This is a genomic window from Paenibacillus sp. NPDC058174, from assembly GCF_042883865.1.
GTDB lineage: Bacteria > Bacillota > Bacilli > Paenibacillales > Paenibacillaceae > Pristimantibacillus.
The window spans coordinates 1,446,915-1,463,233 of sequence record NZ_JBHVUY010000001.1 but is presented as its reverse complement, the minus strand read 5'-3'; the positions used below and the strand labels follow the sequence as shown (position 1 = coordinate 1,463,233).

Here is a 16,319-nt window from a genome sequence, read left to right as displayed (position 1 = left end):
ACCTACTCAATCTTGCCAAACGGTCTGAAATTGACGGATGGTCCCGATTCTTTCCATTTCACGATACGATATGACATCCAAACGACTCCGCGATCGGAAGTAGCTATTCCATCTTGAGCAGCCCAATCGGGTTCATTTGTACCCGAAGTTCCTGCTACTGTACAGACATAAAACCTGTCATTTGGCACACTTGGAATAACGATATCATATAGCTCATACGCCTTTGTCGGCTCCCAGTAGCTCTTATTTTTCGTATCTTCTGTAATCGTTCCGGAAGCAACAAGCCATGCTGGTTCATAAGGAGAGCTATGTCCAGCTTGAATGCAAGTATAATAGTGACCGTTATTTGCTGTAGGCGTAATTTTTTGTCCTGTTGTATAGGCAGTCAAAGAATCCCAGACAGGTGCAGCTTCACCAGCTCTAATATTAATGGCACCTACAAAGCCGCCAACAAAAGTGTTTGTATAATAAACACGTTGATTGATTTTCCAAGCTCCTGAAGTAGGAGTACTTGAAACAGTCGTTTCCAGTGCATCGTCAATGATTTGAAAATTATTTGCTAGATCTAATATCGTTTGATGAATATGATCGCTAGTGCCAGGTTTAGCTAAATTGTATTTTTTAGTAGTAGTCGACATGTGATATACCTTCCTTTCTTAAAATTAATAATCGCTCCACAGGGCGGATGAAGGGAGGCTGCCCCAAGTAGGCGATGCTGTAGCCAATGTAATCTGATCATCCGTATTTAGTACGACACCATTTAATTGTCCATTGTTAAAACGCTTCTGTGTGATGACCAAAGGAGATTCATCCCAATCATAAATAGGGGAGAGCATTAATGGCGAGTAGGCATAAGCGTCATTACAACGGAAATTAATGGTTATGTAGCCTTGAGATAATGAATTATGCAGAAGCTCAGGCTCATCTACATATAGCGCATAATAAATCTTTTCATTGTTATTCGAAAATTTAAGTGGGGCATAGTAGGTGGGCTCAGTCAGCCATTTTCTTATGCTGCGTAGGCTGGTCTCATCCCAGCCTTCTTCAAAAGCAAATGTAACACTAATTTTCAAAGGATCCTTTTCAACACTTTGAAAATAGGATTTCGTTTTCCCTCTGATTTTCACTTCGTTGATGGATTGAGAGGAGGCAAAGTACTGGTTATGCATGCCTCCATCTAGATTTACATTTAGCATTTTTAATTCTTTACTCTTAATTCCATCAAATTCAAAATAAAGCGAATCATGAATGGTCATGTTTTTCACCCCCTTTCACGAGATTCGTCTTAATATTTAACTGAATTTTTCAGTGCGCTGTAAGGAGTGATTTTTAACTTTTGTCTGTTAGGGATATTTAAAGATTCTCCTGTTCGTGGATCTCTTGCAATACGTGCTGGCATTTCTTTTGGCTCAAACTTTGCAAATTTAGCGATATCAACCTGTTCTCCAGCTTGAAGTGTCTCGATAATGGTTTCAATAAACGCTTTAAGTGCTTTTTCGGAGTCACCTTTAGTCAAATTTGTTTTCTCTGCAACTTTGGAAGCTAGTTCAACTTTATTCATTTGCATAATCCCCCTTTGCTTTAGAAGTAATTGATAAAGATAATGTTTGTTTAAGTGAAAATAAATTGTATGTTTTCCTTTAAAGAGTGTTTTATTTTTAATAATTTAAATGATTAACTCTTAAACGAGACGCATTTTATATGATTATTAAGAAGATAATTTATCTGATGGTAAAGAAGAGAGAAGGGATAAAATATTCAATGTTTTTATGGTTACTTTAGTTGATTTTCTAAAGCGTTACACATTCTAAATGAGTCAAACTTTATACAGTTATATGTCCTTTATGCTTATTCCTTTTATGTCAATAAATTTATTTAAATCTATTTTCTTTTTGAATACCTTGCCAGATCCGAGTAACTCAGTACTAATATTGCTTTTATCCATTGGGAAGCTTAAAGTAGTTAAGGTTCTATTTATAGCTGCTAATTCAACGCCATAAGTAGAAAACATATCCTTAGTGACTGGAGCATCACTGACATAATTAAGAGTTTTATTTACGTAGGAGTATATATTCTTACCCTCCATAATCAGGACTCTTTCATCAATTGCATAAGGACTATATCCTAGAGGAACAGTATATTTAAAAGGTGTTGCCCCGAAATTTGCATTCACTGTACCTCCACCACTGCCAGAAGCAGCTGTTATTGAAGGATATACTGTTCCCAGAGTTAACAAATCAGAGAAGGCGATCCCAAAGCTTGTGTTATTCTTTAAAAATTCTATTGTTCCCTGATCCAAGTTAAGTAAAATTCCTATAGTGTCAGCAGCGCCAAAACTGGAGCCATATGGTTGACCAGTGGGACCAATAATCTTGTTTCCGCTAAAAGAATAAATGCCTCTATGATAGATAGAGTTGTACGTTTGTTCTACTCCTGCAGCTGAATTTACAATTCCAACCATAACATTGCGTAATGCGTTGAAAGTAATTTCCCAATACCATTTTCCGGAATTTCTACCGACAGATGCTCTCGCTGTGTTAGACAGGTTGGGAACCATAGCTGTCATATTATTATTGGTTAACAAGACAGAGCTTCCTTTATTTGTTATATCCCATGTAACCAGAGTCATAAAATCACCTCAATTGTAATTTTCTTTCACGATTTTTCTATGACGTCATATCTGTGATTGAGTGTAATTCAGTCCAGAGATGTCCGTCACTTGAACCTTGAAAAATCCAGTCTTGTGGAGGAGAACCTAAGGATCTTGCGCTCCTTATGCGACTTTAAGCAAGCTATTGCTGCAACAGATAGGGGACAGTGTTATATTCGATAGGTTCACCTCCTTTTAGTGAATTGCAGAGTTGGTCATTGTAATTGTTGATTTGAAAATTTAATTATTCTATACTTTCTATTTTTGTCTGTGATATTGAACTCTTCTTCTAGTCTGCTCTCTGCTTCGCTCCTTGGAACAAGTTTCGCAGTACTTAATTCGACTGTTTATTTTTGTTATTTTTAATCCACAAACTTCACATCTATTTAGAAGCCCATTTGCGTGATCAGATATATTTGAAGAAATATTTTTAACGATAATATCGCCAAAACTGGACCATAGAGTAGTTTTGTAATTGCTTTTTTTGTATAGGTATAAATATTTAACAAGAACATCAACAATATAATCAATGCTAAATTGCTTAAAAGTTTCGGTTATTTCATTTCTGATCTTTGTATATATATATAGGTTGTCTCCAGTGTAGTACTCTTTTTCAGTTTTATTGTTATTACTTATAAACTTTTTATTCAAATCCAACTTAGTGTACATTTCCACTATATTCTCATTGATACTGACTTCTTTATTTTTCATAAGAACACTATAATCAAATTCTCCAAGATTCATTGTTTTAAATTGCAATCGGGGATTCGTAATGATCTTCTCTAACCTGTTCATAGTGCTGGTGTTCCATTTTTCAAACTGAGCATCATTTTCGTTATTTGCATGTTTTAAAAAATATGGTGACTTATTTCTAGTATATGAACTAATAATTATCTTTTTCTCTTTTGGCCTAGTGGGTTTATACAGTGTTTTGGCAAAGTCTATCGTGTAGTTATTTTCTGCGCAAAGCCATTTAATAGCATCTAGATTTATAGATTCACTATTCCATATTTTTGTTATGTCATTGCTGATAGTGCCAATGTTTCCACCAGTATATGCAGTTACTAGTCCATCATATATATTTGCATGGTTCAATTGTTGTTGTTGAGAAACTTTCATATCATAGAGAAGGGGAACAACATCCTTCATATTTCTTTTAGCAACGGAAACTAGCGTTTCATCGGAACACACTAAAGCCTGATCTCCGTCGACATCAAATTGAAGCAACTTACTGATTAAATCATGAGAACTTGTATATAATCCCTTGGTTATAAACCATTTTTTTTTATTGTCATCAACGACGTTGCATCTAATTGCATGTTCTTTATAGAGATGAGGACTTCTTAAACAATCGAGTTCAGTTTCACTTTCATACAAGGAACAAAATACTTCCCCGTCATTTAAAAGACCATTAGGCTTTTTTTGACCAGTGAATAGATATTCACAAAATGCATATAAATCAGGACAAATAAATGTATACTTTCCGTCAATGTGAATCTTACCTAGTTTGGCCTCAGAGACTAGACTCTTTTTTATTTGTTTAAGAATTGCTCTACTATAGGTGTCAGTTAATATTTCTGGATAGATATTCACAGCTTGTTGGAAATGATTTAGTGATGGTTTTGTTTTGTCGACACCTAGAACCTTTAACATCGTTTTATAGTTTGTTCCAATACTCTTAATTTCGTTTCTTGATTTTTCACTTATCTGTACTAATTCTTCATCTGTGAAGTCGGATAATGTTTGGATCATTTGATAATTAATTCTCTTGTTATGTATATGTGATTCTTCTTCGTTGCACTTAGCAGCATGACATTGAAATTGTTTGAAGTAAGTTTTGTATTCATCCCATGACTCGTAATATTTATGCATTTTAAATTGACTTCGAGTAAGAATAATTTGAATATCGTCCTTAATTACATCATATTCTTTTCCATAAATATCTTTTACTCTTGATGCGTTCACGCCTTGCTCCTTAATAAACTTGTCAAAAGGAAAAGCTACTAAAAGCCCTTTAACCCACGGTAATCGTATCATAAAGTTTTTCTTACTGATTTTTGGCAACATCATTCCACAACCATCTGTGTGGTTGATAAGGACATTCATTTTCTTTCTGGTTATGTCGTAAGTTTCGTTGTGTATATAGTCAACAACACCTGTAACCATAGTTTCCATGTCTTCTACAACTATCGTTTTATCAATATTGAAATGATCCCAAATTTCCGTAGTACTGTTACATAAAGCAAGATAAGCTAAAAACTTATTAATATTAACCCCATTCATATGATTTATTTTGTTATTTGATAAACCACACATAAGAGTTTCCGAATGCTTTAAATAAGAACTTTCCTTAATAAATAATGTTTTCTTAGTTCTTATCTGACCCGCACTTGCTGTGAAGAATATGTATTTTTCATTGTTGTAAGTAAATCCATTATAAATAATATCCTTTAGGATGTTAAAATGATAAGTTTGAACCACAAACAAATCTTTCGTTAAAATATTTGCAGGTAATTCAAGTGTTCTAGTCAGAACGGATTCAAATGCAGAAATAATTTTATTATCTTGCAGATTATGATCGTGAAGCACTCTTATATTTTTGTTTTCATTAAATTGATTGATAAGAAGTTCCTTCTTAGATTTAATTCTCTTATTTAGATTAGTACGATATCGACTAGCTTTTTCTTTTTTTTCTTCTAGCATATTAGTTTGATTTATTATTTTTTTTAAATAGCTTCGATAGAAATAGTATCGAGAAAGTTTTTTGTGGATTTTTAACTCACTTTCATTATAAAAGTCGCTAGTATCCAAACTATAAAGCTGGATCTGTTTATTCAAACTGTATTCAACTCCTATGGCAGTAATTAATGATGATAATTTAGAATTGCAATATTTAATCTTTTTGAAACAGTGGGAGTCATATGTACTGATAATTAAATTATCATTTTAAATTATTAATAGTCAAGTAAATTGTTTTTTTAACATTTTTTATTGTTTATGAGAAGACAGTTTGATCAGTGAAACAGGAATATGAAGATAGAGGGCAAGTATGAGAACATGCCCTCTATACATTAGATAATCTCTTCTTGGTCAATAACATCATACCATTCGATTCTTAACCTATTAGCTAGTATAGGATATTCTTTTCCATCCCAAGTAGATAGATCTCCTTGTAAAGTTGCGATAGTAGCATTATTTAATAGAGTTTGAGCATGAGTTAGAGCAGCGTTGCTATCTGTATTAGATACTTCCATGTAAATTGGAATTGTAATGCTTCCAGTAGCGTAAAGTTTGTTTTTGTTCACATAATCATCTCCCAATGATAAAGTAACTAGTAGTTAACGGTATTATAAATACCATTCTATCACAATTACCGAAAAAATCAAACATATGTTCTCATACGGAAAATACCTTTCCGCTTATTGTTTTCATATATATAATCCATATGTTATAATCAAATTTAGGATAAATAATTGTATTTTTAAGGAGTGATTGCATTGGCAGTAGGTATCAAGAGTGCAGATGATCTTTATGTGATCTTGCTGGATACATTAACTGAAATCGCCAAACATAGGGATCAACAAAGAGCGATTGAAGATTTTCTTGCGGAAAATCATAAAATGCCAAGAGGAACATTTTTAGAGTTGGTTGCACAACCTGACAAGGTTAGCAATTTTGAGAGAGAAGAGCTTGCTGCTATCATAAATGCTGTTTTTGCAATCACTCAAAATGATGACATTAATCCGGAACATTTTTTAAAAAGTAAAGAAATTAAAGATTTAAATCAATTTGAATTTGAAAGACCTTTTGAATATCGTTTTCCTTTTACATTCGCACCCACGATCAGGGTCACAGACGAGGACTATTTAACGGCTGTTTCGTTCAAACAACTGGCAGCGCTTGAAGTGAACGGATTATTAACGTACAATTTCGACACCCAACGTTTGGCTAAAAAATCAGTTTCGAAAAGAACAGGCGAAGTAAAGAAGAAAAAGAATATTAAAAACGCTAGTGTTAATAATATTGTTAAATTGATGAAAGAGGGAGTATATAACCCTTCTACTTTATTATTCAATGTTCTAGTTGATGGAAAGAGCAGTATTAGCTACTCTGACGGAGAGTTAACGATTAATGAAGGTTCAACTCTTAATATTATAGATGGTGCACACAGGCTGGAAGCAATTGTGCGGATAATTGAAGAAGATCCTGATTTTGATGGTTATATGAATATCGATATTAAGCACTATCCGCTTGAAAAAGCACAGCATTTATTAGCAACGACGAATACAGTCAATCCATTTGATAAAACACTTGTTAAATATTATGGCGGAAATGAGTACGGACAAGAGATTACAAAGTATTTGATGACGTTGCCTGTTCTTCGAGACAGAATTGAAATAAAAACGGCTCTCAGCAAGGGAATTTCGATTACGAACTTTGCTATTATTTCTGAAGCTATACAATCCATTTTTGATCCAAAGGACACAAAGGATAAATATGATGTCCAAGATGTAATGAAAAAAATGTATGAGTATTTAATTCCTTCGTTTCAGGATGAACTCATCAAAAATAGAGTGGAGCATTTGAAGGTTAGCTGGTTTCCGCATCATAATATGCATGTTGGCTTTGTTGTCATTGCTAAAAAATTGTTTGACAAGTATGGCAAGGATTATCCTGTAGATAAAATTATTGAGATTATCAACCGTATAAACTTTAATAAGAGTGATTCACCTCTAACTGAAATTATGAGCGGTCAGGGTAAAACCAATTCAGATAAAGTTAAAGTGCAAATTAAAAACTTTGTTAAATCAGAGGTAGACAAAATTTTAGAATAAGGGGGAGCAAGTTCATGTCGAATACCATCTTCGATGATAAGATGTATAATGAATCTATTAAATTAGATTATATGTCGATTCATAAAGACGGCTATCGCAATAATCTTAAGCGAGTGTTCAAAATAACTCGGAGTGCTGAAGAAGACTATAATAAAGATTTATATGCGTTCACAAGAGAAGAGCTAAGAAAGCTTTTTTACACGTTCATGGCTACAACCCCAACAACCTCCAAAACCTATGTGCAATATGTGTCTGGTTATATCGATTGGGCTATAGAAGAAGGACATTACAAAGGCACGAATCCTTTAGAGATTGTAGACACGGCTTGGAAGAAACAGTTTGTAATCAAACCTGAAAAGGTGCATCTTACGGATATCGAAGTAAAAGATATGTTGAAGAATATTGTTGAACCTCAAGTCGCTGTGGTTTTTTATGCTCCATATCTTGGTATAAGGAGCTCGAACAACTCAGAGATCGTGAATTTGAAAAACGGCGATATTGACACTGTCAATAAAACAGTTAAGGTTTATGATGAGAACAAGAATGAAAGAACTGTAGAGATTGACGATCAGTTCATTGATCTTTGCAATGACGCTATGAAGAGTAACGAATATACAAAAAGTAACGGTAATCCAGATAAAAACTTAAGAGCACAAGAAACGGCTGATTTGATATCGAATCAATACGTAGTACGAGCTGTGGATACAGCTACTACAATTAATACAGATGAATCGGATGGAGCTGCCGTATACAGAAGGTTCCAGACTATTCAAAAGGTATTCGACGAAATGGATATGAAAATCACGCCCACTATTATTATGCAATCTGGAATGATTGCAATGGCTAAGGATTACCTGTTGTCAAATGGAAAGCTGGATGAAACTCTCTACAGTAAAATTAAAACCCAATACAACTTAAATGATCTGGCTCTAAAGCGTATAAAAAACGAATTTTTAAATAAAGATTTTGTTAGTACTTTGTATGAAATATCCTAGGGACCATCCCTAGGATATTTCATTTGAGATAAAAATATTATTTTTTCAAACTTATTGACCTTATTGGATGGTAGATGTTATATTGATTTTGCTTGGAAATTGTTGTAGCACAGGACTACACTTTTGAAGTGCCAGTTATTTTTACTATAGTTTTATGAAAAATATTATTATGATAAGGCAGGTGTTCAAAGAGATAATTGGTGTCGAATGTGAATGAAAGATTTAAAGATTTAGAAATACATAAGAGAGTGAAGTGTGTAAATAATCTATATTTAGCAGGGAAATTGTGTATGTCTATAGCAATGTTAGTTCTAGCAGGCGGTTTATCGATAAAATCTTTTGATAATAGGATTGAGTTTAGTCAGTATACAGAATCACTTATACCTATTTCCTTAAAAACGTCTGTCGCTGACGATAACACATCTTTAAAAGAATTGATAGTTCCGGATAAAAGGGTATTTTCCGATGATGTAAAGCATGATAAATATGATATTTATGAAATAACAGCATATACTTCAGGCAAGGAAAGCACTGGAAAGACTCTCTCTCATCCGGAATACGGAATAACCGCTAGTGGCAGCAAAGTTAAGGAAGGCAGAACAGTTGCTTGTCCAAGGTCCATAGCTTTTGGCACAAAAGTTTATATCCCATCTCTAAATAAGGTCTATGTGTGTGAAGATCGTGGAGGGAAAATAAGAAATAAACATTTAGATATATATATGGATAACTTATTGGAGGCAAAGGAATTTGGACGTAAGAAACTAAAAGTTATATTTCTTTATGATTAGTTGAGGGCCGCAGTTTTATTAATTTGAAACATAAGGAGAGGATGATCAATTTGTATGAGCAGCAGCTTAAAGAAGCTATCCTTAATCTGCTATTTAGTTACAGTACAAAAGAGTTTGAAAAGCCTTCAGTATATGAAGTTATGTCTGTCGAGCAGGCTCTCCCCTATATTAAGAATGATATGGATGAGGCTACCTACAGAAGCTACACGGAGTGGATTAATCGCTACAAGGAAATTGAGTCGTAGATTAAAGGGATAAAGATTTTAATTTATTAAAAATATATAGGAATTTGAATGAGTTTATTACTATACTAAAGTACTTATAGGAGGATTAATTTAATGGCAATTAGCTACGGTACACAAGTGTGGGGAACAGCAGATTTGAATGGAGATATTGTAATTGGTGATAATAATAATTCATTTGCATTTAATGTGGATGATAGCCTGGTATCTATTATTATTCCACAAGGCACTTATAAAGGTAATCGGGATCACTTTGTATCGGATATTATTTCGCTAATCAATACAGAAGTTCAAGCGGTGAATAATAATGTTTTTGTGAGATTAGGCGGAGTCCACTTGGATAACTATACGAATGTTTTAATAATTGAACACAATGATAAAAATAATTCGCATTCGATTAGCAACTTCGCAGGTACGGCTATGAGTACTATTTTTGGATCGGTTCAATTTTCATTAGCTCCCCGGACAGTTTGATAAAGAGAAAAGGAGTTAACAAATAATACATAGATTCAAGCGTAGATTATTCTACGCTTTTTTTATCAATATTTTTTTATAGGAGGGGATGTTTTATGGGGTTTGTTTGCAGCAAGTGCGGTAGTATATACCTAAGAGAAGAATTAATGACCCAATGCAGGGATAGAACGATCGATAAACCGTTAATTAATCTTGGGAAAATATTAATATCAACATTATATGGGGTAGAAACTGCATTAAGATGCTATGGGATTAGTCTTAGAGGACATAGTATTATGTACTATTTTGAGTCACAGAATGAAGTAGGGCAGTGGGTATCTGCGTTTGTCGTAAACGGCAATCATTGTTTGCTTAAAAATTTTCAAAGTCAATTAACTTAAAGTATGAAACTTGTAATGGAATGAGGTCGCTAGCAAATGCTAGCGGCCTTTTTTACATATTCCACTCCCCGATATTATTTCAAACGTGGAATAATTTTCTACAAACAAGCCGACACTGTAGAGGAAAAATTAGCCGAATTGCGGTCATGACTGGCCGCATCATCTTTTGGAGGGACCTGCCATGAAAAAACGATGTATGAGACTATTTATGCTAGCAGCCGCACTATGTATGGCGATGCCTGTTGCGGCATTCGCTGAAGAGAAAGCACCGGCGAATGCGGGCTCGGCCGCCGACCTGGCTCCTTCCGCTAGATCAGCGATCTTGATGGATGCAGACAGCGGTACGATCATCTATGAAAAAAACAGCAATGATAAACTGCCGCCTGCGAGTATTACGAAAATAATGACGATGCTTCTTATTATGGAAGCCATTGATGACGGAACGATTAAGCTGACAGACAAAGTTCAGGCCAGCGAATATGCATCCTCGATGGGCGGATCGCAAATTTTTCTCGAGCCCGGCGAGGAAATGACGGTAGACGACATGATTAAAGGAATTGCGCTGGCATCCGGCAATGACGCATCCGTTGCGATGGCGGAGAAACTGGCCGGTACGGAGCAGCAATTTGTGGCGAAAATGAATGAAAAAGCGCAGCAGCTTGGACTGAAGGACACACATTTTGCCAATTGCAACGGCCTGCCGACCAATGATCATTACTCTTCCGCTCATGATATTGCGGTAATGTCGAGAGAATTGCTCAAGCATTCGGAAATTACGAAATATACGGGTCTCTACCAGGATTACCTCCGGAAAACATCGGAGAAGCCATTCTGGCTTGTGAATACGAACAAGCTGGTCCGCTTTTATAGCGGGGCAGACGGGTTGAAAACCGGCTTTACGAGCGAGGCGAAATTTTGTTTGTCCGCAACAGCTAGACGCGACGATCTGCGGATCATTGCCGTCGTAATGGGCGAGCCCAATACGAAAACAAGAAACAACGAAGTGGCTCAAATGTTCGATTATGCTTTTGCCCAGTATATGACCCATTCGATCTTTAAAGAAGGCGATCCGATGGGCAATGTCAACATCGAGAAGGGCGCTGTCGCACAGATGCCGATCGTTGCCAAGCATCCGTACAGCGTGCTGTTGAAAAAAGGAACACCGACGACGGATATCCGTTACGAGTTGCAGCTTGAGCCGCTGAAAGCGCCGGTGAAGATCGGCCAGCCGATTGGCAAGCTGATTGTGTTCCAAGGCGATCAAGTGCTTAAGGAGTTTCCTGTGGACGCGCCGCAGTCGGTTGACAGAGCGGGCTGGTGGAAAATGTTCCAGCGTTCCTTAGGCGGATTATTCACTTAAAATCCTGACCCATTTTCCGGCGTAAATTGTCGCCTTCTAGCGGTATGCTTCTAGTTTTGTCGCCATGCAGGAAACCGGCTCCAGCTTGGAGAAATGCTAGTTCGATCCAAATGCGTAGCAGAAGGAGATGAACAGCGATAATGAGTTTGCAAGCGGAATTGGAGCATTACCGGAACGTGCTTATCGTACGTCTGCGAGGTGAGCTTGACCATCATACCGCCGATATTGTCCGGTTCAAAATGGAGGAAGCGATCGCTCGCGGCTCGAGCGTTCATATTCTCTTAAGCTTGAAAGAGCTGCAATTTATGGACAGCTCCGGGCTCGGCGTCATCCTCGGCAGGTACAAGCAGGTGAAAAGCAAGGGCGGCAAGATGGTCGTCTGCGATGTAAATCCGAATGTGTATCGGCTGTTCGAAATGTCAGGCCTGTTCAAAATATTGGAGATTCATGACAATGAGCGAACAGCGATATCAAGTCTGGAGGTGGTCTCGTGAACGGACGGAATGAAATGACGCTGACCTTTAGCGCGCGCTCAGAGAACGAAGCTTTTGCGCGTGTCGCCATCGCGTCCTTCGTATCTCAGCTTGATCCGACTCTGGAGGAGCTGAATGATTTAAAAACCGCGGTGTCGGAGGCGGTGACCAATGCCATAATTCATGGCTATGACAGCGACCCTGCCGGCAAAGTAACGATTGAAGCCTCGATTGAAGGCGACTCCGTCTCCATTATCATCAGCGATAATGGACATGGCATTGAGGATTTGGATTTGGCCCGCCAGCCGCTTTATACGTCAAAGCCGGAGCTCGAGCGCTCGGGCATGGGATTTACGATTATGGAAAATTTTATGGACCGTTTCGACGTTTCCAGCGATCTTGGCGGGGGCACCCGTCTGTCGATGCTGAAACGAATCGAATCGAAAAAAGCGCTATACAACTAGCGCATAGGGGTTGAACCTCATGGATGTCGATTTGAAGCAAACGGCTCAGCCGTATTTGGATGACGCAGAAGTAAAGCGGCTTATAGCGCTAAGCCAGTCTGGCGACACGTTGGCAAGAGATACGCTCGTGCAATGCAATATCCGGCTCGTATGGTCGGTCGTGCAGCGGTTTATCAACCGCGGCTACGAACCGGAGGATTTGTTCCAGATCGGCTGTATCGGACTGTTGAAGTCCGTGGACAAATTCGATTTGTCCTATGACGTGAAGTTTTCTACCTATGCGGTTCCGATGATTATCGGGGAAATACAGCGGTTTTTGCGCGATGACGGTACGCTTAAGGTGAGCCGCTCGCTGAAGGAAACCGCGAACAAAGTACGGAAGATGAAGGATGAGCTGTCCAAGACGCTTGGCCGCCTGCCGACGATTAGCGAGGTAGCGGAGCGCCTTGGAATCACCCCGGAGGATGTCGTGTTCGCCCAAGAGGCGAATAAGCCGCCAACCTCGATTCACGAGACGGTATTCGAGAATGACGGCGATCCGATTACGCTGATGGATCAGATTGCGGACGATTCCCAGGAGCGCTGGTTCGATAAGCTGGCGCTGGTAGAAGCGATCGAAGGCCTCAACGAGCGGGAGCGGCTGATCGTCTATCTCCGGTATTACCGGGATAAGACACAGTCCGAGGTTGCCAGCAGGCTTGGCATTTCTCAGGTGCAGGTATCGCGTCTGGAGAAAAAAATATTGCAGTCGATTCGAGACCAGATCGCCCAATAGGCGGTTTGGTCTTTTCAATTTTTTACCTAGATAAGCATGACTATCCGCCGCCGCCTTTTCTCATACTAAAAGGGAAGTGAATCCAATACGTTAGGAATGATGACAGATGGACGTACCCCGTCAATCGGCTCTCTATCTGCGTCTCAAAAAACGAATTTCGATTCGTCCCGGACATCAAGTAACGCTAGGACAAGTAGCCCGGCTGCTGGCTGCGAGTGACGAGCAGGAGCAGCGGCTTGCGGACCTGGTGCTGTATCGCCATGCGAAGGCGGACGGCAACCGGGTCGTTATCGACCTGCTGCAAATCGTCAGAGCGATTCGAGAGGCTGAACCCGGTCTTTCCGTCGAAGCATACGGCGATCCGCAAGTGCTGATCATGGTATCCGAGAAGCCGGTGAAGCCGCGCATTGTTGTGCTGCTGTTCGCCTGGCTGTTGTTATTTTTCGGTGCGGGGCTGGCGATTATGAATTTTCACACTGATGTCAGTATGAGAGAGGTTCATATTCGGATCGTGGAGCTCATAACCGGTGAAAGAACAGAGCATCCTCTCTGGTTTCAAATTCCTTATTCGCTCGGCATCGGTCTTGGGATGATCCTGTTCTTCAATCATTTGTTCCGCAAACGTTTCAATGAAGAGCCGAATCCGCTTGAGGTGGAGTTGTATACGTATCAGGAAAATGTAAATGCCTACGTCATCGCCGACGAGATGCGCAAAAAAAATACGATGAGCGAAGGGCAAGCTGCCGATGATCATTGATCTTGCCCGTAATTTGCTGGCTGCGCTAATCGGCTTGTCCGGCGGACTAGCTGTTGGCAGCGGGTTAGTAGCACTGCTAATTGTATTTGATCTGGTTCCGCGGCTGGCGCAGGTGGCGAGAGCCTACCGGATGTCGGCTTGGTTCGAGACCGCGATTGTCGGAGGCTCGATGTACTGGACGTTCGCCGATTTTCTCGATTGGCGGCTGGCGCTGCCTAAAGCAGCTTTTCTAATCCCATCGGGTCTGCTGGAAGGCATTTTTGTCGGCATGCTTGCCGCAGCGCTCACGGAGGTCATGAATGTGCTGCCGATTTTGGCCAAACGAATGAATCTCTCCGGCTATTTAGTCAGTCTCGTGATGGCGATGGTGCTTGGCAAAACGCTCGGTTCATTGTTTGATTGGCTCTACTATCAATGGTAATTTGCAGGATGACGAAATGAAGGGGGCTAAGCAGCATGACGGATTTCGATAAAGAGCGGCAAGGCAATGACACGGACTCTATGCCGCCGGCAGGCTATGTGCCAAGGGAGCAGCTGAATGAGGAGACGGGCTTATCTCCTGGGGCAGCCCAGTATTCTCAATCCGAATATAAGCAAACGAACGGCCCATCTAGAGGCGGCAGTCAAAGCGGAAGCAAGGAAAAGAAGGGCTCAGCCATTCCTAGCAGCCTGGATGAGGTGCTGGAACGGTTGACCCATGATATCGGCTATAAAACAAGCTTTGACATTGTCGTCCGCGAGATGACGTTCGGGGAGCACCGGACTGCGATGTTTTTCATGAACGGCCTTTCGCAAAGCGTGCTGCTGACCGACATTTTGAAGAGGCTGACTTATCTGCATCCGGATGAGCTGTCCGGCCATGCCTTCCGATCCTTCTTTGACCTGTATGTTCCAGCCGCGCAGGTGACGCCTGTCGACGATTGGAATGATGTGCTGACCCATGTTATGTCCGGCGACACCGCTTTTTTCATTGACAAGGAATCAACCGCACTCGTTATTGATGCCAAAAACTTTCCGTCACGAGGCCCGGAGGAGCCGTCTCTTGAACGGGTAGTGAGGGGGAGCAGGGACGGATTTACGGAGACGCTGATGGTTAATATTTCGCTCGTGCGCAGAAGGCTGCGCGATACCCATCTTCGCTATGAGCTCGTAAGAGTAGGTGAACGGACGCAATCGGACATTTGTATCGCGTACATCGACGATCTGGTTGACAAAGAGCTGCTGAAATCGATTAAAGACAAAATCAGCCTCGTCGAAATCGACGGATTGCCGCTCGCGGACAAGCAGCTGGAGGAGGCTACCGTGAAGCGGGGCTGGAACCCTTATCCGCTAGTCCGTTATTCGGAGCGGCCGGATGTCGTCGCTGCACATTTGCTTGAAGGCAACGTTACGGTCTTTGTCGACACGTCGCCCAGCGTCATGATTTTGCCGACGACATTCTTTGATCTGGTGCAGCATGCGGAAGAAAACCGGCAGACGCCTTTTATCGGAACCTACTTGCGCTGGGTTCGTTTTCTCGGGATTTTCGCCTCGCTGTTTCTGCTGCCGATGTGGCTGCTGTTCGTCATGCATCCGGAGCTCAAGCCGGCCGTTCTTTCTTTTCTAGGTCCGCAAAAGACGGGCATGATGCCGCTTGTCCTCCAGTTTCTGCTCGTGGAGATCGGCGTCGACTTGCTGCGGATGGCTTCCGTCCATACGCCAACCTCGCTGGCAACGGCGATGTCGTTGGTTGCAGCGATCATGATCGGGGACATTGCGGTAAAAACCGGGCTGTTCATAAATGAGGTTGTACTCTATATGGCCATCGCTGCAATCGGCATGTTCGCTACGCCAAGCTATGAGCTTGGTCTTGCCAACCGCATCGTCCGGCTCATCTTGATTGTTGCTGTCGCCGCCTTCCAGGTGCCGGGCTTTATGATTGCTACGACTGCTGTCATGATGGTGCTGTGCATGGAGCGCTCGTTCAACAGACCTTACATGTGGCCGTTCATTCCATTCGATCCAAGGGCAATGTGGAACATTATCGTACGCCAGCCGGTGCTGAAAAACCGGACAAGGCCAAATCTGCTTCGCCCGCAGCAGATGGACAAGATGCCTCGCCGCAGATGATTAAGGCTAAAAAAATG

General features: G+C 40.3%; 18 protein-coding genes. 12 read left to right on the top strand and 6 right to left on the bottom strand.

All coding sequences use genetic code 11. From position 1 onward, the window contains the following. Window positions 1-2: 2 nt before the first annotated feature. The 6 genes from ACFVVF_RS06640 to ACFVVF_RS06615 all read right to left on the bottom strand — a co-directional run bounded on the left by ACFVVF_RS06640 (window position 3) and on the right by ACFVVF_RS06615 (window position 5,955). Entirely contained in the window at window positions 3-638 is a 636-nt protein-coding gene (locus ACFVVF_RS06640) for a hypothetical protein (RefSeq protein WP_387806543.1), read from the bottom strand. Window positions 639-662: 24 nt separating this feature from the next. Further along, the gene (locus ACFVVF_RS06635) at window positions 663-1,256 is read right to left on the bottom strand and encodes a distal tail protein Dit (RefSeq protein ID WP_387806541.1); all 594 of its coding nucleotides are present in this window, start codon (window positions 1,254-1,256) and stop codon (window positions 663-665) included. 29 nt (window positions 1,257-1,285) lie between these two features. Continuing rightward, entirely contained in the window at window positions 1,286-1,561 is a 276-nt protein-coding gene (locus ACFVVF_RS06630) for an HU family DNA-binding protein (protein ID WP_387806539.1), read from the bottom strand. 270 nt (window positions 1,562-1,831) lie between these two features. Next, window positions 1,832-2,629, bottom strand: a complete 798-nt coding sequence (locus tag ACFVVF_RS06625; protein WP_387806537.1) for an SPRY domain-containing protein — start codon at window positions 2,627-2,629, stop codon at window positions 1,832-1,834. 279 nt (window positions 2,630-2,908) lie between these two features. Next, a complete protein-coding gene (locus ACFVVF_RS06620; protein ID WP_387806536.1) occupies window positions 2,909-5,488 on the bottom strand; it encodes an RNA dependent RNA polymerase in 2,580 nt (859 codons plus the stop codon). A 233-nt stretch (window positions 5,489-5,721) separates the two neighbouring features. Then, complete coding sequence (locus tag ACFVVF_RS06615; protein WP_387806535.1) at window positions 5,722-5,955, bottom strand: hypothetical protein; 234 nt, start codon at window positions 5,953-5,955, stop codon at window positions 5,722-5,724. 192 nt (window positions 5,956-6,147) lie between these two features. On the opposite strand from ACFVVF_RS06615, the gene ACFVVF_RS06610 reads away from it, so the two are divergent. The 12 genes from ACFVVF_RS06610 to ACFVVF_RS06555 all read left to right on the top strand — a co-directional run bounded on the left by ACFVVF_RS06610 (window position 6,148) and on the right by ACFVVF_RS06555 (window position 16,302). Beyond that, complete coding sequence (locus ACFVVF_RS06610; protein WP_387806533.1) at window positions 6,148-7,485, top strand: DNA sulfur modification protein DndB; 1,338 nt, start codon at window positions 6,148-6,150, stop codon at window positions 7,483-7,485. Window positions 7,486-7,499: 14 nt separating this feature from the next. Then, window positions 7,500-8,480, top strand: a complete 981-nt coding sequence (locus tag ACFVVF_RS06605) for a phage lytic cycle repressor MrpR family protein (protein ID WP_387806532.1) — start codon at window positions 7,500-7,502, stop codon at window positions 8,478-8,480. A 209-nt stretch (window positions 8,481-8,689) separates the two neighbouring features. Further along, a complete protein-coding gene (locus tag ACFVVF_RS06600) occupies window positions 8,690-9,268 on the top strand; it encodes a 3D domain-containing protein (RefSeq protein ID WP_387806530.1) in 579 nt (192 codons plus the stop codon). 50 nt (window positions 9,269-9,318) lie between these two features. Beyond that, window positions 9,319-9,513 carry a hypothetical protein gene (locus ACFVVF_RS06595; RefSeq protein ID WP_387806529.1) on the top strand — a complete coding sequence of 65 codons (195 nt, stop codon included), beginning with the start codon at window positions 9,319-9,321 and terminating at the stop codon, window positions 9,511-9,513. 93 nt (window positions 9,514-9,606) lie between these two features. Further along, window positions 9,607-9,984, top strand: coding sequence for a hypothetical protein (locus tag ACFVVF_RS06590; protein WP_387806528.1), 378 nt, complete (start codon window positions 9,607-9,609; stop codon window positions 9,982-9,984). Between the two features lie 561 nt (window positions 9,985-10,545). Further along, window positions 10,546-11,724 (top strand): D-alanyl-D-alanine carboxypeptidase family protein, encoded by a 1,179-nt coding sequence (locus tag ACFVVF_RS06585; protein WP_387806526.1) that lies wholly within the window; start codon window positions 10,546-10,548, stop codon window positions 11,722-11,724. A gap of 140 nt (window positions 11,725-11,864) precedes the next feature. After that, window positions 11,865-12,218, top strand: a complete 354-nt coding sequence (gene spoIIAA, locus ACFVVF_RS06580; protein ID WP_387806524.1) for an anti-sigma F factor antagonist — start codon at window positions 11,865-11,867, stop codon at window positions 12,216-12,218. A gap of 14 nt (window positions 12,219-12,232) precedes the next feature. Beyond that, window positions 12,233-12,661, top strand: coding sequence for an anti-sigma F factor (gene spoIIAB, locus ACFVVF_RS06575; protein WP_387808866.1), 429 nt, complete (start codon window positions 12,233-12,235; stop codon window positions 12,659-12,661). A 19-nt stretch (window positions 12,662-12,680) separates the two neighbouring features. Next, window positions 12,681-13,436, top strand: a complete 756-nt coding sequence (sigF, locus tag ACFVVF_RS06570; protein ID WP_387806522.1) for an RNA polymerase sporulation sigma factor SigF — start codon at window positions 12,681-12,683, stop codon at window positions 13,434-13,436. Between the two features lie 106 nt (window positions 13,437-13,542). Then, a complete protein-coding gene (locus ACFVVF_RS06565) occupies window positions 13,543-14,193 on the top strand; it encodes a stage V sporulation protein AA (protein ID WP_387806521.1) in 651 nt (216 codons plus the stop codon). Further along, complete coding sequence (locus ACFVVF_RS06560; RefSeq protein WP_387806519.1) at window positions 14,183-14,614, top strand: stage V sporulation protein AB; 432 nt, start codon at window positions 14,183-14,185, stop codon at window positions 14,612-14,614. The genes ACFVVF_RS06565 and ACFVVF_RS06560 overlap by 11 nt, the downstream gene beginning before the upstream one ends. A 35-nt stretch (window positions 14,615-14,649) precedes the next feature. Continuing rightward, on the top strand, window positions 14,650-16,302 hold the full coding sequence (locus ACFVVF_RS06555; RefSeq protein ID WP_387806517.1) for a spore germination protein: 1,653 nt from the start codon (window positions 14,650-14,652) through the stop codon (window positions 16,300-16,302). The last annotated feature ends 17 nt before the right edge of the window (window positions 16,303-16,319 follow it).

Coding starts and splice junctions, on each gene's coding strand:
- ACFVVF_RS06640 (WP_387806543.1), bottom strand. CDS start 638: ATGTCGACTACTACTAAAAAATACAATTTAGCTAAACCTGGCACTAGC.
- ACFVVF_RS06635 (WP_387806541.1), bottom strand. CDS start 1,256: ATGACCATTCATGATTCGCTTTATTTTGAATTTGATGGAATTAAGAGT.
- ACFVVF_RS06630 (WP_387806539.1), bottom strand. CDS start 1,561: ATGAATAAAGTTGAACTAGCTTCCAAAGTTGCAGAGAAAACAAATTTG.
- ACFVVF_RS06625 (WP_387806537.1), bottom strand. CDS start 2,629: ATGACTCTGGTTACATGGGATATAACAAATAAAGGAAGCTCTGTCTTG.
- ACFVVF_RS06605 (WP_387806532.1), top strand. CDS start 7,500: ATGTCGAATACCATCTTCGATGATAAGATGTATAATGAATCTATTAAA.
- ACFVVF_RS06590 (WP_387806528.1), top strand. CDS start 9,607: ATGGCAATTAGCTACGGTACACAAGTGTGGGGAACAGCAGATTTGAAT.
- ACFVVF_RS06585 (WP_387806526.1), top strand. CDS start 10,546: ATGAAAAAACGATGTATGAGACTATTTATGCTAGCAGCCGCACTATGT.
- spoIIAA (WP_387806524.1), top strand. CDS start 11,865: ATGAGTTTGCAAGCGGAATTGGAGCATTACCGGAACGTGCTTATCGTA.
- spoIIAB (WP_387808866.1), top strand. CDS start 12,233: ATGACGCTGACCTTTAGCGCGCGCTCAGAGAACGAAGCTTTTGCGCGT.
- sigF (WP_387806522.1), top strand. CDS start 12,681: ATGGATGTCGATTTGAAGCAAACGGCTCAGCCGTATTTGGATGACGCA.
- ACFVVF_RS06565 (WP_387806521.1), top strand. CDS start 13,543: ATGGACGTACCCCGTCAATCGGCTCTCTATCTGCGTCTCAAAAAACGA.
- ACFVVF_RS06560 (WP_387806519.1), top strand. CDS start 14,183: ATGATCATTGATCTTGCCCGTAATTTGCTGGCTGCGCTAATCGGCTTG.
- ACFVVF_RS06555 (WP_387806517.1), top strand. CDS start 14,650: ATGACGGATTTCGATAAAGAGCGGCAAGGCAATGACACGGACTCTATG.